The sequence below is a fragment of the Streptomyces sp. NPDC058000 genome, assembly GCF_042886435.1.
Classification (GTDB): Bacteria; Actinomycetota; Actinomycetes; order Streptomycetales; family Streptomycetaceae; genus Streptomyces.
Genome location: NZ_JBHVQS010000035.1, coordinates 1 through 17616 on the forward strand (window position 1 = coordinate 1; position 17616 = coordinate 17616).

The 17616-nt window shown below is 72.2% G+C and carries 15 protein-coding genes and 1 tRNA gene; 3 read left to right on the top strand and 13 right to left on the bottom strand.

What is annotated here, in order from left to right; all coding sequences use genetic code 11:
- Positions 1-7: 7 nt before the first annotated feature.
- Positions 8-1372 (bottom strand): ATP-binding protein, encoded by a 1365-nt coding sequence (locus ACFVT2_RS27830; protein WP_390022248.1) that lies wholly within the window; start codon positions 1370-1372, stop codon positions 8-10.
- Between the two features lie 121 nt (positions 1373-1493).
- A complete protein-coding gene (locus ACFVT2_RS27835; protein ID WP_390022250.1) occupies positions 1494-1967 on the bottom strand; it encodes a hypothetical protein in 474 nt (157 codons plus the stop codon).
- 272 nt (positions 1968-2239) lie between these two features.
- Here ACFVT2_RS27835 and ACFVT2_RS27840 point away from each other — a divergent pair, with 272 nt between their 5' ends.
- Together ACFVT2_RS27840 and ACFVT2_RS27845 are read left to right on the top strand one after the other, a co-directional pair.
- Positions 2240-3055, top strand: coding sequence for a MerR family transcriptional regulator (locus ACFVT2_RS27840; protein ID WP_390022251.1), 816 nt, complete (start codon positions 2240-2242; stop codon positions 3053-3055).
- Positions 3056-3068: 13 nt separating this feature from the next.
- A complete protein-coding gene (locus ACFVT2_RS27845; protein WP_390022253.1) occupies positions 3069-4337 on the top strand; it encodes a glycosyltransferase in 1269 nt (422 codons plus the stop codon).
- Between the two features lie 91 nt (positions 4338-4428).
- On the opposite strand, the gene ACFVT2_RS27850 is transcribed toward ACFVT2_RS27845, so the two are convergent.
- The 10 genes from ACFVT2_RS27850 to galU form a co-directional block, all read right to left on the bottom strand.
- On the bottom strand, positions 4429-6576 hold the full coding sequence (locus tag ACFVT2_RS27850; RefSeq protein ID WP_390022254.1) for a bifunctional polysaccharide deacetylase/glycosyltransferase family 2 protein: 2148 nt from the start codon (positions 6574-6576) through the stop codon (positions 4429-4431).
- A 151-nt stretch (positions 6577-6727) separates the two neighbouring features.
- Complete coding sequence (locus tag ACFVT2_RS27855) at positions 6728-7126, bottom strand: hypothetical protein (protein ID WP_390022256.1); 399 nt, start codon at positions 7124-7126, stop codon at positions 6728-6730.
- Between the two features lie 348 nt (positions 7127-7474).
- Positions 7475-8338, bottom strand: coding sequence for a chitosanase (locus ACFVT2_RS27860; RefSeq protein ID WP_390022257.1), 864 nt, complete (start codon positions 8336-8338; stop codon positions 7475-7477).
- A 325-nt stretch (positions 8339-8663) separates the two neighbouring features.
- Positions 8664-8736, bottom strand: a tRNA-Ala gene (locus ACFVT2_RS27865).
- Between the two features lie 76 nt (positions 8737-8812).
- Complete coding sequence (locus ACFVT2_RS27870) at positions 8813-9850, bottom strand: hypothetical protein (protein WP_390022258.1); 1038 nt, start codon at positions 9848-9850, stop codon at positions 8813-8815.
- 152 nt (positions 9851-10002) lie between these two features.
- Positions 10003-10644, bottom strand: coding sequence for a GNAT family N-acetyltransferase (locus ACFVT2_RS27875; RefSeq protein ID WP_390022355.1), 642 nt, complete (start codon positions 10642-10644; stop codon positions 10003-10005).
- A complete protein-coding gene (locus ACFVT2_RS27880; protein ID WP_390022260.1) occupies positions 10641-11141 on the bottom strand; it encodes a molybdenum cofactor biosynthesis protein B in 501 nt (166 codons plus the stop codon). The genes ACFVT2_RS27875 and ACFVT2_RS27880 overlap by 4 nt, the downstream gene beginning before the upstream one ends.
- The gene (moaC, locus tag ACFVT2_RS27885) at positions 11138-11620 is read right to left on the bottom strand and encodes a cyclic pyranopterin monophosphate synthase MoaC (protein ID WP_390022261.1); all 483 of its coding nucleotides are present in this window, start codon (positions 11618-11620) and stop codon (positions 11138-11140) included. The genes ACFVT2_RS27880 and moaC overlap by 4 nt, the downstream gene beginning before the upstream one ends.
- A gap of 104 nt (positions 11621-11724) precedes the next feature.
- Positions 11725-13071 carry a gephyrin-like molybdotransferase Glp gene (gene glp, locus ACFVT2_RS27890; protein ID WP_390022262.1) on the bottom strand — a complete coding sequence of 449 codons (1347 nt, stop codon included), beginning with the start codon at positions 13069-13071 and terminating at the stop codon, positions 11725-11727.
- Positions 13072-13075: 4 nt separating this feature from the next.
- Positions 13076-13978 (bottom strand): UTP--glucose-1-phosphate uridylyltransferase GalU, encoded by a 903-nt coding sequence (galU, locus tag ACFVT2_RS27895; RefSeq protein WP_390022263.1) that lies wholly within the window; start codon positions 13976-13978, stop codon positions 13076-13078.
- An 80-nt stretch (positions 13979-14058) separates the two neighbouring features.
- On the opposite strand from galU, the gene ACFVT2_RS27900 reads away from it, so the two are divergent.
- On the top strand, positions 14059-14679 hold the full coding sequence (locus ACFVT2_RS27900) for a 5-formyltetrahydrofolate cyclo-ligase (protein WP_390022265.1): 621 nt from the start codon (positions 14059-14061) through the stop codon (positions 14677-14679).
- A 96-nt stretch (positions 14680-14775) separates the two neighbouring features.
- On the opposite strand, the gene ACFVT2_RS27905 is transcribed toward ACFVT2_RS27900, so the two are convergent.
- Complete coding sequence (locus ACFVT2_RS27905) at positions 14776-17583, bottom strand: penicillin acylase family protein (RefSeq protein WP_390022267.1); 2808 nt, start codon at positions 17581-17583, stop codon at positions 14776-14778.
- Positions 17584-17616 lie beyond the last annotated feature (33 nt).

Below are 17616 nucleotides of genomic sequence, written 5' to 3' on the forward strand. Positions count from 1 at the left end.
CCCCGACTCACCGCCCGTCCGCGGCCCCCGCCTCTCCGCACTCGCCGGCCTCGCCGCACTCGCCGGCCCGCTCCGGGCACAGCGCCCCCCGCAGGTCGACGGTGGCCTGCGCCCCGCCCGCGGGCGGATTGGCGAAGCACAGTCCGGCCCCGAGCACCCGGGCCTGCCCGGCGGCGATGGTCAGCCCGAGGCCCAGCCCCGGCCCGCCCCGGCCGCCACTCGTCCGGAACCGCTGCGGGCCGTGCGCCAACAACGCCGCCGGGAAACCCGGCCCGGCGTCCCGCACCCGTATCACGCCGCCCTCGACCTCGACGGTCACCGGTTCCGCGCCGTGCCGTCGGGCATTGCTGATCAGATTGACCAGGATCCGCTCGACCCGCCGCGGATCGGTCTCCACCAGCCCGTCAGCCAACACCCGGACCCGTATCGCCCCGTCCACCGACGCCGGCTCCCCGGGCACCCGGTCCGCACCGGAAGCACCCCACCCGGACGTCCCGGCCCCGGGCGTCCCGGCCCCGGCCCCACCGGCCTGGTCGGCCGCCACGACCGCCCGCCGCACCAGCTCCCCCAGCGGCCGCACCTCCCGGTCCACCTCCTCCGTACGGGCGTCCAGCCGGGCCACCTCCAGCACGTCCTCCATCAGCCCGCGGACCCGCTCGGCCCGCTCCCGGACCATCTCGGCGGGCCGGGACGGCGGCAGCAGACCGGCCGCGGTGACCAGCCCGGCCACCGGGGTCCGCAGCTCGTGGGCGATGTTCGCGGTGACGTCGCGCTCCGCCCGCAGCCGCCCCGCCAGCGTCTCCGCCATGGTGTTCACCGCCGCGGTGAGCTGCGCGATCTCGTCGTTGCCGGTCCTCGGCAGCCGGGCGCCCAGATCGCCCTCGGCGATCCGCTGGGCGGTCGCAGCGGAGGCGGTCAGCCGCCGCCCGAGCCGGTGCGCGACCAGCAGCCCGACCAGGCAGCCCAGCCCGGTACCGGCCGCGCCGGCCACCCACAGCATCCGGTCCAGCGCCTCGACGGTCTGCTGCTCCCGGTCGTAGGGGCGCTTCAGCGCGACGATGTCCGGGCCCAGCTCGGTGGCCGCCCACAGATACGGCGTACGGCCGCCCAGCTCCAGATAGACGCCCCGCCGGCCGCCCTCCACCAGTGCCTTCAGCGGACCCGGCAGATCCTTGGGGTTGATCAGCCCCCGCCCGGTGTCGATCCCGGCCGCCCGGTCCTGGACGGTGGTCTGCAACCGGCTGTCGAGGGTGTGCCCGGCCAGGTCGAGCTGGGCGTTGACGGTGTGGTGGTGGACGAGCACGCCGACGAGGACCGCGACCACCGCCGCGGTGGCGGAGATCGCGATACCGATCTTGGCGCGCAGCCCCATCCGTTCCCTCCTCCTCCGTTCCACTCGTCCCTCGAACCGTCCCCGGCACGAACGCCCGCCCGCCACCCCGGGACTCCCGGGGCACCCGACGTCGAAGCAGGCCCCTGCTTCGGCTACTCGCCTACTCGACGTCGGGAAGGTGCAGGCTCACCCGCCCCAGCTCGGCGGCCTTCGCACCGTGCACCTCGGGCGCGACCACCCCGGCGCTGGAGTAGTACGCGAATCCCTGCTGTTGCTGGAGCCCGCTCAGCGTGACCGTCACCCGGTACGGCGTACGGACGCACTGCGGCGCGCACCAGTCCCCGACCAGCCCGCCGCCGGCCACCGCGGTCGGACCGCCCCACGACTTCCAGCGCAGCCCGGTCAGCCGCGCGGAGTCACCCAGCGGGAGGGAGTCCGGGCGTTGCAGCGGGCGCCCGGCGTCGCCCGCCGCGTAGACCGGTCCGCTCCGGGCGGACGGCGCCACCGCCGGTCCCTGGTCCCGCAGCAGCGGAGCCGGCCCGCCACACCCCGTGAGCACCACGGGGAGCAGCAGCGCGAGCAGCACGGCCCCGGCAGCCGCGGCGGCTCGGGGGGTGGCGACTGCTGCTCTCACGGAATCCTTCGGGCCGCGGACGGATGGGGGACGGGCTGCGCACCAGGGGCACCCTGTGTGCACAAGGCCGTACAGGATGCGCACACAAGAGCGAATACCTGTTTCCCGACAAATGTAACGGCGGTCCCTCCGATCCGACGTCCCCTCTCACATGCCGACACCGCCCACCCTCCCCACCCTCCCGTTGACCCTCACGTGACGTCAGGCCACACCCTTGATCGACGACGCGCGGGACACCGTCCCCACCGCACCGGCAAGCGAAAGGCACTCCCATGGGATACCCGGTAGGCCAGGTCTCCGCCTTCGCCGGGGTCACCGTCCGCACCCTGCACCACTACGACAAGACCGGCCTGCTCAGCCCCGGCGACCGCAGCCCCGCCGGCTACCGCCTCTACAGCGACGCCGACCTCGCCCGACTCCAGCAGATCCTCTTCTACCGCGAGCTCGGCTTCCCGCTCGACGAGATCGCCACGATCCTGGCGGACCCGCAGGCCAACGCCCTCGACCAGCTCCGCGCCCGACACCGCCGGCTCACCGAGGAGATCACCCGGCTACAGCGCCTGGTCGAGGTCGCCGAGCAGGCCATGGAGGTCCAGCAGACCGGCGTCCGCCTGACCCCGGAAGAACGCTTCGAGGTCTTCGGCGAGATCGCCTTCGACCTGACGTACGCCACCGAAGCCGACCGGAAACTGCGGCACAGCGACGGTTACCAGCGCTCGATGGCCCGGGCCGCCGCGCACTCCAAGGACGACTGGGCGCAGATCATGGCCGAGGCGGCCAACTGGCGGGCCCGCCTGACCGCCGCCTTCGACGCCGGCGAACCGGCCGACGGCGAGCGCGCCATGGACCTCGCGGAGGAGCACCGCCGGCACATCACCCGGTGGTTCACCCCCTGCCCCACCGACATGCACGGCCGGATCGCCGACGACTTCGCCACCGATCCCCGCGCCTTCGCCCTGCTCGTCCCACCCACCGAACAACGCCCGGGCCTCGCCCCGTACCTCCGCACCGCCATCCACGCCAACGCGGTCCGCCAGTCGCCCCCGGCGCCCACCGCCGACCCCACGACCGGCCCCGCCCCCTCCTGACCCAAGGCCGCCCATGAACATCCTCCTCACCGCCGCCGGCTCCTACGGCGACGTCGCCCCGTACACCGGCCTCGGCGCCCGCCTCCAGGCCGCCGGCCACCAGGTCACCCTCGCCACCCACGACAGCTTCGCCGCCCTGGTCCGCGCCGCCGGCCTCGGCTTCCGCAGCCTGCCCGCCGACCCCCGCGCCACGGACCCGAGCGCCCCCGGCACCCCCACCACCCGCCGCGACCTGATGCGGCGCGCCGCCGCCTTCATCGAACAGCTCGGCACCGGCATGGCCGACGTCGCCGCCCCGGACACCGAACTGCTGCTGCTGTCCACCACCACGGCCCCGCTCGGCTGGCACGTCGCCGAGGCCCTGGACATCCCGTCCATCGGCGCCTACCTCCAGCCCACCGCCCCCACCGGCGCCTTCGCACCCGTCGTCAGCGGCGGCCGCTCGCTGGGCAGTTGGGGCAACCGCGCCGCCGGCCGCTTCTCGCTCCGCGTCGTCGACCGCCTCCACGCCGGCGCCACCCGCGCCCTGCGCACCCGCCTGGGCCTGCCGCCCGCCACCCCCGGTACGGTCCGCCGCCGCATCGAGGCCGCCAACTGGCCCGTCCTGCACGGATTCAGCGAACTCCTCGTACCGCGCCCAGCGGACTGGCGCCCCGGCCTCGACGTCACCGGCTACTGGTGGCCCCACCACGCCCCCGACGCCCAACTCCCGCCCGCCCTCGAAGACTTCCTCGCCGCCGGCCCGCCCCCGGTCTCCATCGGCTTCGGCAGCATGGCCGCCGAGGACGCCGAACGCCTCAACTCCCTCGCCGTCCGGGCCCTGCGCCGCGCCGGCACCCGCGGCCTCCTCCTCTCCGGCAACGCCGGCCTGACCACCGCCGACTCCCCCTCCGACGACATCCTCACCGTCCCCACCCCGGTCCCGCACGCCCTGCTCTTCCCCCGCGTCGCCGCCGCCGTCCACCACTGCGGCGCCGGCACCTCCGCCGCGGCCCTGCGCGCGGGCATCCCGTCCGTCCCCGTCCCGTTCACCGCGGACCAGCCCTTCTGGGCCGCCCGCCTGGCCGACCTGGGCGCCGCCACCCCCGCCCTGCCCGTCACCACCCTCACCAAGACCCTCTCCCCCGACGACGCAGTCGCCCGCCTCGCCGCCGCCCTCACCGAGGCCGCCACCACCCCGTCCCTCCGCACCCGCGCCGAGGCCGCCGCCCGCCACCTCGCCACCGAAGACGGCGCCACCACCGCCCTCAACGCCCTCACCCGCCTCGCCCCGGACACATAGAAAAAGCCCCCACCGGATCTGGCGCATCCCCGGTGAGGGCTCTGCCGAGCGTGGACCTGAGGGGCCCCGGGAGAATCCGGGGCCCCTGCCGTCAGCCCCGCGTCCCCGTCGCCGGTGACAGCGGCGGTTCCTGGTGGGAGCCGTAGCGCTCCATGCGCTGCCAGCGCAGGCGGCTGCCGGACAGCGCCGTGGCCACCGACTGGACCACCACGAGGTACATCAACTGGCGGTAGACGAGCTGCTGGAACGGCAGGCTCCACAGCGGCCCGAGCCGTTCGCCGTCGAGGCGGAACGCATAGGCCCCGGTGACGACCTGGATGAGCAGGAACGAGCACCACAGCAGCAGTACGTGGACGGGGTCGAGGAAGATCAGCCCGTACACGCTCAGCACGTCGACCAAGGGCGCGAACAACGGCAGCAGCACCTGGAAAAGCAGCAGGAAGAGCAGCCCGCGACGGCCGAACGTGCCGGCCGCGCCGCTCTGGCGGACGGCGCCGCGGTGCTTCCACATCGCCTGAAGGGTCCCGTAGCACCAGCGGTAACGCTGCCGCCACAGGGCGCCGAGGGAAGCGGGAGCCTCGGTCCAGGCGATGGCCTTCTCCTCGTAGACCACGCGCCAGCCGTTACGCCAGATCGCCATGGTGAGGTCGGTGTCCTCGGCGAGTGTCGCCTCGGAGACACCGCCGACGCGCACCAGCGCGGCCCGGCGCCAGGCGCCTATCGCGCCCGGCACCGTGGGCATGCACCGGGCCAGGTCGAAGAGGCGCCGGTCCAGGTTGAAGCCGACGACGTACTCGATGTGCTGCCAACGGCCCAGCAGGCCGCCCCGGTTGACGACCTTGGCGTTGCCTGAGACCGCTCCGATCTGCGGGTCGGAGAACGGCTGCACCAGATGGCGGATCGCGTCCGGCTCGAAGACCGTGTCGCCGTCCATCATCACCACGATCTCGTACGAAGCGGCGGCGATCCCCGTGTTGAGCGCGGCGGGCTTGCCCGCGTTCCGCTGCCGGATCACGCGTACGCCCGGCAGGCCGAGTGCCTCGACGATGTCGGCGGTGCCGTCGCTGGAGCCGTCGTCCACGACGATGATCTCGACCGGGTGGTCGGATGCGACCAGGGACCGGACGGTCGCCTCGATACCGGCCGACTCGTTGTAGGCCGGCACGATCACCGACACCGGTTCGGTGACCGGCGCTCCCCATGCCGTCCTGGCATGCCGCCGGTGCCTGGCCGCCGCGATCATGGAGATCACCGCGCGCAGGATGCCCAACAGTCCGGCGACGAGCAGCAGCAAGTCGAGTCCGTTGAGACCCCAGACCGCCCCCTTGAGCAGCCACAGCAGCCCGACGCCGAGCAGGTGCTCGCCGGTGGTGGACGGGCGGTTGGCGTCCGCGAGGTGGAAGGCCCGGCTGACCGTCTGGAATCGGTAGCCGCGCGCCTGGAGACGCGGGATCAGGGTGTCCAGCGCGGCCACGGTCTGTGCGCGGTCACCGCCGGCGTCGTGGAAGAGGACCACCTGGCCGGTGGACCCGGGAGGGGTGGCGTTGCGGACGATCTTCTGCACGCCCGGCTTCTGCCAGTCCTCGCTGTCCTGGGTGACGAGCACGGTCAGGTAGCCCAGCTTGCCGAGCTGTCGCATCGTGGCCCAGTCGGCGTTGCCCACCGCGTCGGCGCTGGACGAGTACGGCGGGCGGAAGAGGTTGCTGGTGACGCCCGCGGCGCCGGCCACCGCGAGCTGGTCCTCCCGCATCTCCAGCGTGCGCTGCCAGCTGGGCAGGCTGGGCAGATAGGGGTGGGTGAAGGTGTGCAGGCCGAGTTCGTCGTGGTCCTTCGCCATCCGCGCGACCAGCTCGGGTTGTGTGGCCACGCCGGTGCCCACGAGGAAGAAGGTCCCGGGCACATGGTGCCGTTCCAGCGTCGCCAGGACCTTGGGGGTCCAGGTCGGGTCCGGGCCGTCGTCGAAGGTGAGCACCACGGTGTGCGCCGGTGGGGCGAGCGAGACCGGTGCGGATCCGCTGGTCGAGATCACCGGGCCGCCGTTCTCGACCGAGCGCGGCACCTGGTTGACAGGTCCCTGCGGAGGGTTCCCGCCATCGTCCTGGAAGCCGAACATGTGCTGCGTGTAGCCCTCGATGAGCAGCGTGAGGGTGAGGGTCAGCACCATGGTCACCAGCAGCACCCAATGGGTGCGCACCGGCGTTTCGCGGGCGGTACGGCCACGCTGTGGAGAAGGGGTCACATCGGTGATTTCTGGATGAGCGACGAGTTCTGGAACTGATCGGCTTGCCAGGGAAGTGCCGGGGAAGGGCGGCGCGGCGCTGTGAGGAATCGGTGGGACGCTGCGGGCGCGGCCCGGGGGCCCGGGGTTTCCTGGCGGGACGTCAGGTGGCTCAGAGCGTGCCGTGGGTGGGCAGGGCGGAGGGCGTCGCGGTCGGGGTCCGCTTCGGGTGCGGGGACGGCTTGGGGCTCGGGGACGGCTTGGGGCTCTCGGACCTCTTCGGCCTCGGGGACGGTTTCGCGGTCGGGGACGGTTTCGCCGTCGAGGGCGACTTCGCCTTGGCGGACGCACCGCCGACGGCCTTCGACACCGTTGTCGCCCGGCCCGGGCTCCGATGCCGCTGGGCGGTGGCGGCGGCCGTCGGGGATGTCCGAGGCCGGGGCGTCTTGTGCGCGGCGACGGCGCTCGCGTGCGGCTTCGGCCGCATGGGGTGCGGCAGCAGCGCCGGCAGGGTCGGGCCGCCCAGGAGGGTGCTGACGAGCAGGGCGACGTAGGCAACTGCCGGAGCCACCAACGCGGCCACCAGGATGCGCAGCCGTCTGCGGCGGCCTCCCGATGCGTCGACGAAGATGGGTTTGGGAGTGGGGCGCCGTATCGGCCTGCCAGTCAGACGCAGTGTGTCACCGGTGGGCTCGGCCGGGGGACCGGCCTCAGTAGGCCCCTGAAGGGGAACATCGGGAGTCGTGGACGCGCCAGGCATCACTTCGTCCCCGGCGGGCGCCTGGCGCTCCGGAATGGTCTGCACAAGATCCGGACACTAATGGCTGAGAGTGTGCGGGCGGTACAGGAGTCGTTAAGCCCACGAAAAAAGCCAGCAAAGCTCATGCTCGGGTCGGCGCGGTGGGTGGCGCGAAGTGTGTCAGTCCTGCGGCCTGCTGATGGTCGTTTTGAAGTCGGCGCTCACGGTCAGCGGAGCCTTCAGATCCCACTCGCCGCGGTCCGCGAGCTCCTGCAGAGCCTGCGACCGGTCGACCGCCTGCGGCCAGTCGTGCTGGCGGTCGGGGGTGCAGGGGTGCTTCATGTGCTTCTGGCGAACGGTGTTGAACCGGGCCAGCCACTTCGCCTCGTTCACCCCGGAGGCCGGGCTGCCCCCGAGCGTTTCGTCGGTTTCATGGGCGATCTTCACCATGCCGTCGCAGTCGTCGGAATTCTGACCCATCATCAGGGCGGTGTCGAAGAGGTTTTCCAGACCCAGTTCGCTCTTCACCCCCTCCTGCGCGCCCAGCTTCACGGCCGGGGTGAGGTACGTGTCGTGCCCCACCTGGATCTGCAGCCTCCGGAAGGTCGGGTCCAGGGCGGCCTTCTTCCAGTCGCGCACGAACGCCTCGCCCAGTGCTCCGGTGTCCTCGCTCCCCGAGTCGGCCAGCCGCTGAAGGACGGCGGTGTACTTCGCGAGCACGTTGTGGGGTGCGGCGGCGTTGTACGACTTGACCAGCCCGAGCATGTCGCCGCTCTGGCTGCAGAACCCGATCCACCCCGCCGTGTAGCCGCAGCCGTCGTGCAGATCGGTGATGTAGGCGTACTGCGGAACGGTGGCCCCGTTCTCGAACACCGCGGTGATGTCGTCCATGGTCAGGATCGCCGCCGTACCCGCCGCCGCGGGCGTCGCCGGAGCACCGGCCGCACCGCTGGCCTTGTCGGCCGTACCGGACGTGCAGCCCCCCACGGTGAGCACCGCACCGAGGACGACGAGCATGGTCCGACGTATTCTGGTCAACTCCACGAACCGCTCCGGCCTGTTCCTTGCTGACTGCGCCAGCTCACTGAAGAGCTCCCGCTCGCGGAGAAACCGCGAGCAGCAGTCTCGATCAATTACCGCTTGCTACTTCTTGCCCTGGGTCTTGCCGGAGACCTTAGTGTGCCGGGTATTCGCTGATCAGAGTGGTAGGCACGGACGCCAGGCGGGCCCACGCTCCGTTCGCCTCCGCCAGGAACCACCGAGGCCCACCTGGGCAGTCAGGGCGAGTCAACGCAGTTGCTGCACTGCGCCGCCGCACGACGCGAAAGAACCCCTCCCGGATCTCTCCGGAAGGGGTTCTGACGTGCGGTGGACCTGAGGGGACTCGAACCCCTGACCCCCTCGTTGCGAACGAGGTGCGCTACCAGCTGCGCCACAGGCCCTTGCGACGAATGAAACTCTAGCATCTCGTTCGCCGTGCTCGGAAATCGCTTCCGGTGCTGGTCAGCGGGGCGGGCCTCACTCGTTCGCTGCGCGCGGGCGGTCCTCGTCCTCGTACTGGTCGAAGAGGGGGGTGCGGCCGCGGGCGCGGCGGCCCGGGTGGGTGGGGCGGTCCTGCGAGGCGCTGGGCCGCGGGCGCTCGGGGACGGAGCTGGAGCGGGCGGAGCTCCAGGCGTCGTCGGCGTCCAGGTCGACGTGGCTGGTGGCGCGCGGGGCGACCGGGGCGGTGACGTAGGTGGGCAGCGGGACCGGGACGGGCTCCCAGCTGCCGGTGGCCGGGCGGGGGCGCTTGCGCTGCTGGTCGACCCACTCGGCGTGGTCGGTCTCCTCGACGAGGGCGCGGGCGCCTGTGGTGTGCGGGGGCGGCGCCGGGCGGGACGGCTCGGGGGCGGCCTCGGCGGCGTCAGCGCGGACGTCGGGCTGGTGGTCGGCGGCGGGCGGCTGGTCGGCCGCCTGGTGAGGGCGGGGTCGCCCCTCCCGCAGTCGTCGTGCTGCCGCCTCCGCCTTGCGCTGGTCCATGGTGAAGGTGAAGCGGCGGCGCTCCTGGGCGCGGAGATAGACGATGTAGGCGGTGAGGAGAACGGCGGGGAGGGCCGGGGCCCAGAGGAACCCCAGGCCGCCCACGGCCGCGGCGATGGCGCCGGCGGTGAAGGCGAAGAACAGGATGGTGATGGTGCGTCGGCGGCGGGCCAGGACCTTCGCGCGCTTGGTGCGTTCGGCGAGGGAGGGGCGCGGCGGGGCGGCCGGGGCACGGGTGCGGGTGTCGTCGGGGAGCGCCGGGAGCGGTACGGGGTCGCCGAAGGACCGGGCGCCGGCCGGGTCGTCCGTGGCGTCCGGTTCCTGCTCCTCGTCCGCCTCGCCGGCGGGGGACTCCCCGTGCTCCTTGTCGTAGCGGCGCTGCATGCCCGCGCGTCCGGACAGGAGCCGGATGGCCGTGCTGAAGCGCTCGGTGGGACGAGCCTCGTTGAGCTCGTCCTGTCTACGGAGCCACATCGGCACCAAATAGGCGGCCCAGGCCCCGACGATGACTGCGTAGATGAGGCCGCTGCTTCTCACAACTCACACGGTAGAGGGGTTTCCGTGGGGCCATCCGCCAATTGAGCCGGTGTGTCGCACGATCTGGCTGATATCTCGAACTTTTTTTGTGATTGTTGCGATGAAGTTGTGGCGAATGCGGTGTCAGCGACGGACTAATTCGAACAGGTTTTTCATTTGTGGGATGCGTCGGGGCGGTCGGGCGCGCCGGGCCGCCGGCTCTGCCAGCGGGTGAGGAGTCCTTCTGGTACTTCTTCGGCGGTCAGCGCGAAAACCGCGTGGTCGCGCCAGGCGCCGTCGATGTGGAGGTAGCGCGGGCGGAGACCTTCCTCGCGGAAGCCGAGTTTCTCCACCACGCGCCGACTGGGGATGTTTTCCGGCCGAATGCAGACCTCGATGCGGTGCAGTCCGACGCTGCGGAAACAGTGGTCGACGGCGAGCGCCACCGCGGTCGGCATGACACCGCGGCCGGCGACTTCCTGGTCGACCCAGTAACCGATATGGCCCGAGCACATCGAGCCCCAGGTGATACCCGCGACGGTGAGTTGGCCGACCAGCCGGCCGCGGTATTCGATGACGAACGGCAGCATCCGGCCGGCCTGTGCCTCGGCCCGCAGATGGCGGACCATTTGCCGGAAGGTGGGGCGGTGCGGCACCGGGACGCCCGGAGGAGGCGGCGGGACGGTCGCCTCCCAGGGGCGCAGCCAGTCGCGGTTGCGGCGGTTGACCTCGCGCCAGGGGCGTTGGTCGCGCAGCCTTATGGGGCGGAGGGAGATCTCTCCGTCCGTCAGGACCACCGGCCAGGGCGTGTTCAGCTGGGGCTCCCGGAGGTTCTGGGGTGGTCGCCGCCGTGGATCTGGTCGACGGCGTGCGGGAGGAGTTCGGCGAGGACGGCCAGACCGTCGCGCACCCCACCGGCCGAGCCGGGGAGGTTGACGATCAGGGTGCGGCCGGCGACGCCCGCCAGGCCGCGGGAGAGGGCGGCGGTGGGGACCTTGGCGCGGCCGGCGGCGCGGATCGCCTCGGGGATGCCGGGGACCTCGTAGTCGAGGACCCGGCGGGTGGCCTCGGGGGTGCGGTCGGTGGGCGAGATGCCGGTGCCGCCGGTGGTCAGCACCACGGCGTAGCCGGCGGCGACGGCCGCGCGCAGGGCGGCCTCCACGGGGTCGCCGTCGGGGACCACTTGGGGGCCGTCGACCGCGAAGCCCATGGCGGTCAGGCCCTCGGCGAGCAGCGGGCCGCCCTTGTCCTCGTAGACGCCGGCGGCGGCGCGGTTGGAGGCGGTGACGACCAGGGCGCGGGCGGGGCTCACGGCCGACGCCAGTCGCCGGACTTGCCGCCGGTCTTCTCCTCGACGCGGATGTCGGAGATCACCGCGGCCTTGTCGACCGCCTTGACCATGTCGACGACGGTGAGCGCGGCGACCGAGACCGCGGTCAGCGCCTCCATCTCGACGCCGGTGCGGTCGGTGGTCTTGACCGTGGCGGTGATCTCGACGGCGTCGTCGGCGACCGCGAGGTCCACGGTGACCCCGGAGACCGACAGCGGGTGGCACAGCGGGATCAGGTCGGGGGTGCGCTTGGCGCCCAGGATGCCGGCGATGCGGGCGGTGGCCAGGGCGTCGCCCTTCGGTACGCCCTCGCCGCGCAGCAGCTCGATGACGCGCGGCGCCACCAGAACGCGGCCGCGGGCACGGGCGGTGCGGGCGGTGACGTCCTTGTCGGAGACGTCGACCATGCGGGCCGCACCGGCCGCGTCGATGTGGGTGAGGTGTTGCTGGCCGCTGCTCATCGTTCTCCCGGTCCATACTGCCGCTTGTGGGACGACACCGTACCCCCGGGCCCCGAAGGGCACGGGATACGGGCCGCCCCCTCCCGCCGCTCCGGGTGGGCGGGTCAGCAGGGGCCGAGCGGGAGGACGTCCACGGTGGCGTCGGCGGGGACCTCGGTGGTGTCCTCGGGGATGACAATCAGGGCGTCGGCGTGCGCCATCGCCTTGATGAGGTGGGAGCCGCTGCCGCCGACGGGGGTGACCGTGCCGGCCACCGGGTCGTAGGCGCCGCGGAGGAACTGCCGCCGGCCGCGGGGCGAGGAGCCGAGCGGCGCGGTGACGCGGGCGCGGGCGGGGCGGCGGTGGACCTCGGGGTGGCCCATGAGCGTCCGGATGACGGGGCGGACGAACAGTTCGAAGGAGACGTAGGAGCTGACCGGATTGCCGGGCAGGGCGAGCAGCGGGATGCGGTCGGGGCCGATCAGGCCGAAGCCCTGCGGCTTGCCGGGCTGCATGGCGAGCTTGCGGAACTCGACCCGGCCGGTGACGGAGGAACCGTCGGACGCAGTGTCTGTGGAGAGGTCGGCCAGGGTCTCCTTGACGACGTCGTAGGCGCCGACGCTGACGCCGCCGCTGGTGACCAGGACGTCGGCGCGGGCGTACTGGTCCTCCAGGGCGGCGCGCAGCGTCTTCGCGTCGTCGGCGACGGCGCCGACGCGGTAGGCGAGCGCGCCGGCCTCGCGGGCCGCGGCGGTGAGCTGGAAGCTGTTGGAGTCGTGGATCTGGCCGGGGCCCAACGGCTCGCCGGGCTGGACCAGTTCGCTGCCGGTGGAGAGCACCACGACCCGGGGGCGGCGGCGGACCGTGACGGTGTCCCGGCCGAGGGCGGCGAGCAGGCCGATCTGGGTGGGGCCGAGGACGGTGCCGGCGGACAGTGCCGGTTCGCCGGCCCGGGCGTCGCTGCCGGCCCGGCGGATGTGGGCCCCGGCGGTGGCCGGGCGGTGCACCCGGACCTCGCCGCCGGCGTCCTGCGGGGCGGCGCTGTGGGCGCGCATGGTGGCGGCCGGCCCCTGGCCGGTGCCGCCGTCGGTCCACTCGACGGGGACCACCGCGTCGGCGCCGGGCGGTACCGGGGCGCCGGTCATGATGCGGGCGGCCTGGCCGGGCCCGACGGTGGGGAGTTCCCCGCTGCCGGCGGCGACGTCGCCGATGACGGTGAGGGTGGCCGGGGCCCCTTCGGTGGCGGCCGCGACGTCGGCGGCGCGGATCGCGTAGCCGTCCATGGAGCTGTTGTCGAACGGCGGCAGCGGCAGCGGAACGGTGAGGTCCTCGGCGAGGACGCAGCCCTGGGCGTCGAGGAGTTGCCGGGCGACCGGGGCCGGCGGTTGCAGCTTCGCCAGGATGTCGTCGAGGTGTTCGGCCACCGACCAGACGCGGTCGGCGGGGTGGGCCTGGTCGGTGGTGCCGTTCAACGTCCTACATCTCCTCGGTGACGTAACTGCGAAGCCAGGCCCGGAAGTCGGGGCCCAGGTCTTCACGTTCGCATGCCAGTCTGACAATGGCACGCAGATAGTCGCCGCGGTCACCGGTGTCATAGCGGCGGCCCTTGAAGACCACGCCGTGCACGGGGCCGCCCAGCTCGGGGTGGGCGGCCAGCACCTGGAGGGCGTCGGTGAGCTGGATCTCGCCGCCGCGGCCGGGGTCGGTCTTGCGCAGCACCTCGAAGACGGCCGGGTCGAGGATGTAGCGGCCGATGATGGCGAGGTTGCTGGGCGCCTCGGCCGGCTCGGGCTTCTCGATCAGGTCGGAGACGGCGACCACGTCGTCGTCGGCGGTCGGGGCGGCGGCCGCGCAGCCGTAGAGGTGGATGCTGGCGGGGTCGACCTCCATCAGACCGATGACCGAGCCGCCGTGCTCCTCGCGGACCTCTATCATCCGGCGCAGCAGGGGGTCGCGGGGGTCGATGAGGTCGTCGCCCAGGAGGACCGCGAACGGCTGGTCGCCCACGTGGGGTGCGGCGCACAGCACGGCGTGGCCCAGGCCCTTGGGGTTGCCCTGGCGGACGTAGTGGATGGTCGCCAGGTCGCTGGACTCCAGGACCTTGGCGAGCCGGGATCCGTCGCCCTTGCGGTGCAGGGCCTCTTCGAGCTCGTAGTTACGGTCGAAGTGGTCCTCCAGGGGTCGCTTGTTCCGGCCGGTCACCATGAGGACGTCGGTCAGTCCGGCCGCGGCCGCCTCCTCCACCACGTACTGGATGGCGGGCTTGTCGACGACCGGCAGCATTTCCTTGGGCGTGGCCTTGGTCGCCGGCAGGAACCGGGTGCCCAGCCCTGCTGCCGGGATGACAGCCTTGCTGATCCGTGCATGCGATGGGGTCATGCGCGCCACCCTAACCGGCCCGGACGGACCGGTGATGAGCGTCCGGTTAAGAGATCATGAGAGCCCGAGCGAGGCCCACGATGAGCGTTGAGCACGAGGAAAAGCGCAGGTTGCGGCGGGATCTCCAGGAGGTGAGGAGAGCGTTGCCGGCCGATGCCGTCGCGGCCCGGGGCGCCGCGCTGGCCCGGCGGGTGCGGGAACTGGACGAGCTGCGCACGGCCCCCGGGGAGGGGGCCGAGGGCGCCGCGCCGACCGTCGCCGCGTATGTGTCGATCGGCGGTGAGCCGGACACCCGTGCCCTGATCGAGGCGCTGCGGGCGGCCGGGGTGCGGGTGCTGCTGCCGGTACTGCTGCCGGACAACGATCTGGACTGGGCCGTATACGAAGGCCCCGAGCGGCTGGTCCCGGCGGGCTGGGGACTGCGGGAGCCGGACGGGCCGCGGCTGACCCCGGAGGCGGTGACGCAGGCGGACGTGGTGCTGCTGCCCGGGCTGGCGGTGGACCGGACGGGGTTGCGGCTGGGCCGCGGCGGCGGCTCCTACGACCGGGTGCTGGCCCGGCTGGAGCGGTCCAGCAGGCGGACCGCGCTGGTGGTGCTGCTCTACGACGACGAGGTGCTGGACGCGGTCCCGGCCGAGTCGCACGACCGCCGGGTGCACGCCGCGGTGACCCCGTCGGGAGTGCACCGCTTCCGGCACTGACCGGCCCACGCGTGGTGCGTCGAGGTTTCACGTGAAACGCCGTCGGGCGGGCCGGAGGAGTCCGGCCCGCCCGATGCGGTGGTGCTGCGCCACCCGTTACGGCGACAGGGTCAGGGTCTCCTTGCCCGCCTTCTTCACGGCGTCCTCGCTGAACGCCCAGGGCAGCAGTTCGCCCTTGGCCCACTTGTCGGTCTGGTCGTAGTAGTGGGCGTCGTAGGCGTGCCCGGAGGCGCCGGTGAGGTTGATCCAGCGGGACTTGTCGAGGTCGGCGAGGTTGACCACCATCCGCATGGACGGGACCCAGGTGACCTTGTAGCCGCTGGCGGCGTTCCAGCCGGTGGCGTCGACCGCGGCCTCACCGCCGCCGAGGTTCCACGGCCCGCGGTTGAGCAGGTCCTGGAGGAAGCCCGGCCCCTCCTTGCCGAGGGTCTGGTTCTTGAGGTCCATCTGGTGCAGACGGCCCCAGGCCCAGTTGTCGATGTTCTTGCCGAGCTTGGAGGTCAGCTCGTAGCGGGCGTCCTTCATGGCCTGGGCGAGGAGCTGGTCGCGGTTCTTCAGGCCGGGGTGGCCGGGCCGGTCGTCGGTCTTCCACCAGGCGTTGTTCGGGTCGTCGAGGATGTTCCGGACGACCTCGTACCAGCGGTCGCCGCCGTCGGGCTGGGCGGTGTCGCCGGCCCGCTGGCCGCACTCGCGGACCAGTTTGTTCTGGTCGTCGGCCGGGCCGTTGTCGCTGGCCGGGCGGACGTAGAGGCACTGGCCCTGGACGCGCAGCTCCTTGGGCATCTTGTTGCCGAAGGCGAGCTTGAGGGTGTTGCGCCAGACGGCGTTGAAGTAGGCGGCCGCGGCGGAGTCGGGCTCCTGGGTGAAGTCCCAGCCGTTGAGCAGCTGCTGGGCGTCGCGGACGTACTTGTCCTTGATGTCGATCTTCGTCAGGTAGGGCGTCAGCAGGCGGGCGATCTCGCTGCTGTTGTCCTTCTGGAGGCTCTGCATGTCGTCGGTGGAGACCTTGCCGCCGTCCTTGATCTTGGACTCGATCAGGTCGTTGATCCGCTGGCTGCGCGCGCCGTAGCCCCAGTCCTTGGTGAGCAGGTACGGGTACTTGTCATCGATGACGGCCTGGTTGGCGGTGACGATGAAGCCGCGCTTGGGGTTGTACTCGTACGGCAGGGCGCTCTGCGGGATGGTGCCCTTCCACTGGTACGCGGGGTCCCAGCCGGGCGCCGGGTAGGTGCCGTCGCCCTTGCCGCGGATCGGGATGGCGCCGGGGGCCTGGTAGCCGATGTTGCCCTTGGTGTCGGCGTAGATGAGGTTCTGCGAAGGGACCTCGAAGTCGGCCGCGGCCTTGCGGAAGCCGGTCCAGTCCTTGGCGCGGTTGAGCTCGAAGATGGCGTCCATGGACTTGCCGGGGGTCAGCGCGGTCCAGCGGAGGGAGACGGCATAGCCGTCGCCGCGGTCGGGGGCGCCGTTGGCGACCGGGGCGTCCTTGCCGACGCCGGCGAGCTCGTCGTCGCGGTCGGAGACGATCGGGCCGTTGTTGGTGGACCGGACGGTGATCTTCTGGCTCTCGCCGCCGGCGACCTTGATGGTCTCCTGGCGGGTGACGAAGGGCTTCTGCTTGCCGTCGTAGAGGTAGCCGTCGGCGTTGATCTTCTCCAGGTAGAGGTCGGTGACGTCCGCGCCCAGGTTGGTCATGCCCCAGGAGATGTCCTGGTTGTGGCCGATGACGACGCCGGGCATCCCGGAGAAGGTGAAGCCGGCCACGTCGTAGTTGCACTTGGGGCCGGTGGTGCGGCAGTGCAGGCCCATCTGGTACCAGAGCGAGGGCATCTGCGGTGCCAGGTGCGGGTCGTTGGCGAGCAGCGGTTTACCGGTGGTGGTGTGCTCCCCGGAGACGACCCAGGAGTTGGAGCCGATGCCGTTGCCGTTGGGGCCGAGCAGCGCCGGGACCTGTTCGAGGGTCGTGGACAGCGCGGAGAGCTGGGCCTGGACGCCGGTGGTGGCACCGCGCACGGTGCCGTTGCCGGACCCGGTGCCCGTACCGGTCCCGGTACCCGTACCCGTGCCGCTCCCGGTGCCGGTACCCGTGCCCGTTCCGGTACCCGTGCCGCTGTTGGTGCCGGTGTTGCTGCTGCGCTTGGGGTCGAACTCGTTGGTGGCGGGGTCGACGCTGCCGCCGTCGACGATCGGCCGGTTCCGCTGGTACGGGTACCCCGGGTAGAGCTGGGCGATCTGCTGCTGGGTGAACCGGCTGGTCATCAGGGCCCGGTCGATCTCTTCCTGCATGTTGCCGCGCAGGTCCCAGGCCATCGCCTTGAGCCAGGCCACCGAGTCGGTCGGGGTCCAGGGCTCGGGCTTGTAGTCGTTGGTGAAGCCGAGCGCGGCGTATTCCAGAGAGAGCGCCGAGCCCTGGTGGTCCGTGAGGTAGGCGTTGACACCGGCGGAGTACGCCTGGAGGTATTTCTTCGTGGTGGCCGAGAGCTTGGTGTCGTATTCCTTCTGCGCCACGTCGTGCCACCCGAGGGTGCGCAGGAACTCGTCGGTCTTGACCTGACTCCTGCCGAACATCTCGGAGAGCCGGCCGGCCGTCATGTGGCGGCGGACGTCCATCTCCCAGAAGCGGTCCTGCGCCTGAACGTAGCCCTGCGCGCGGAAGAGGTCCTCGTCGGTGTCGGCGTAGATCTGCGGAATGCCGTTGGCGTCACGGACGACATCCACCGGGTCGGTCAGGCCGGGGAGTTTGAGCGATCCCGTGGTCTCCGGGAAGGAGGCGCGAACGGTGCTGACGCCCCAGTACGCACCGAAGCCGATGCCCGCCACGAGCAGCAGCACGACCGTGAGCGCGACGAGGCGGCCTCGCCGCCCCTTCTTCTTTTTGGGGGCTGGACCGGACTTGTTGGCGGGCATCTCTGTCCTTCGAGGGGCAGGGTGGGAGTGCTG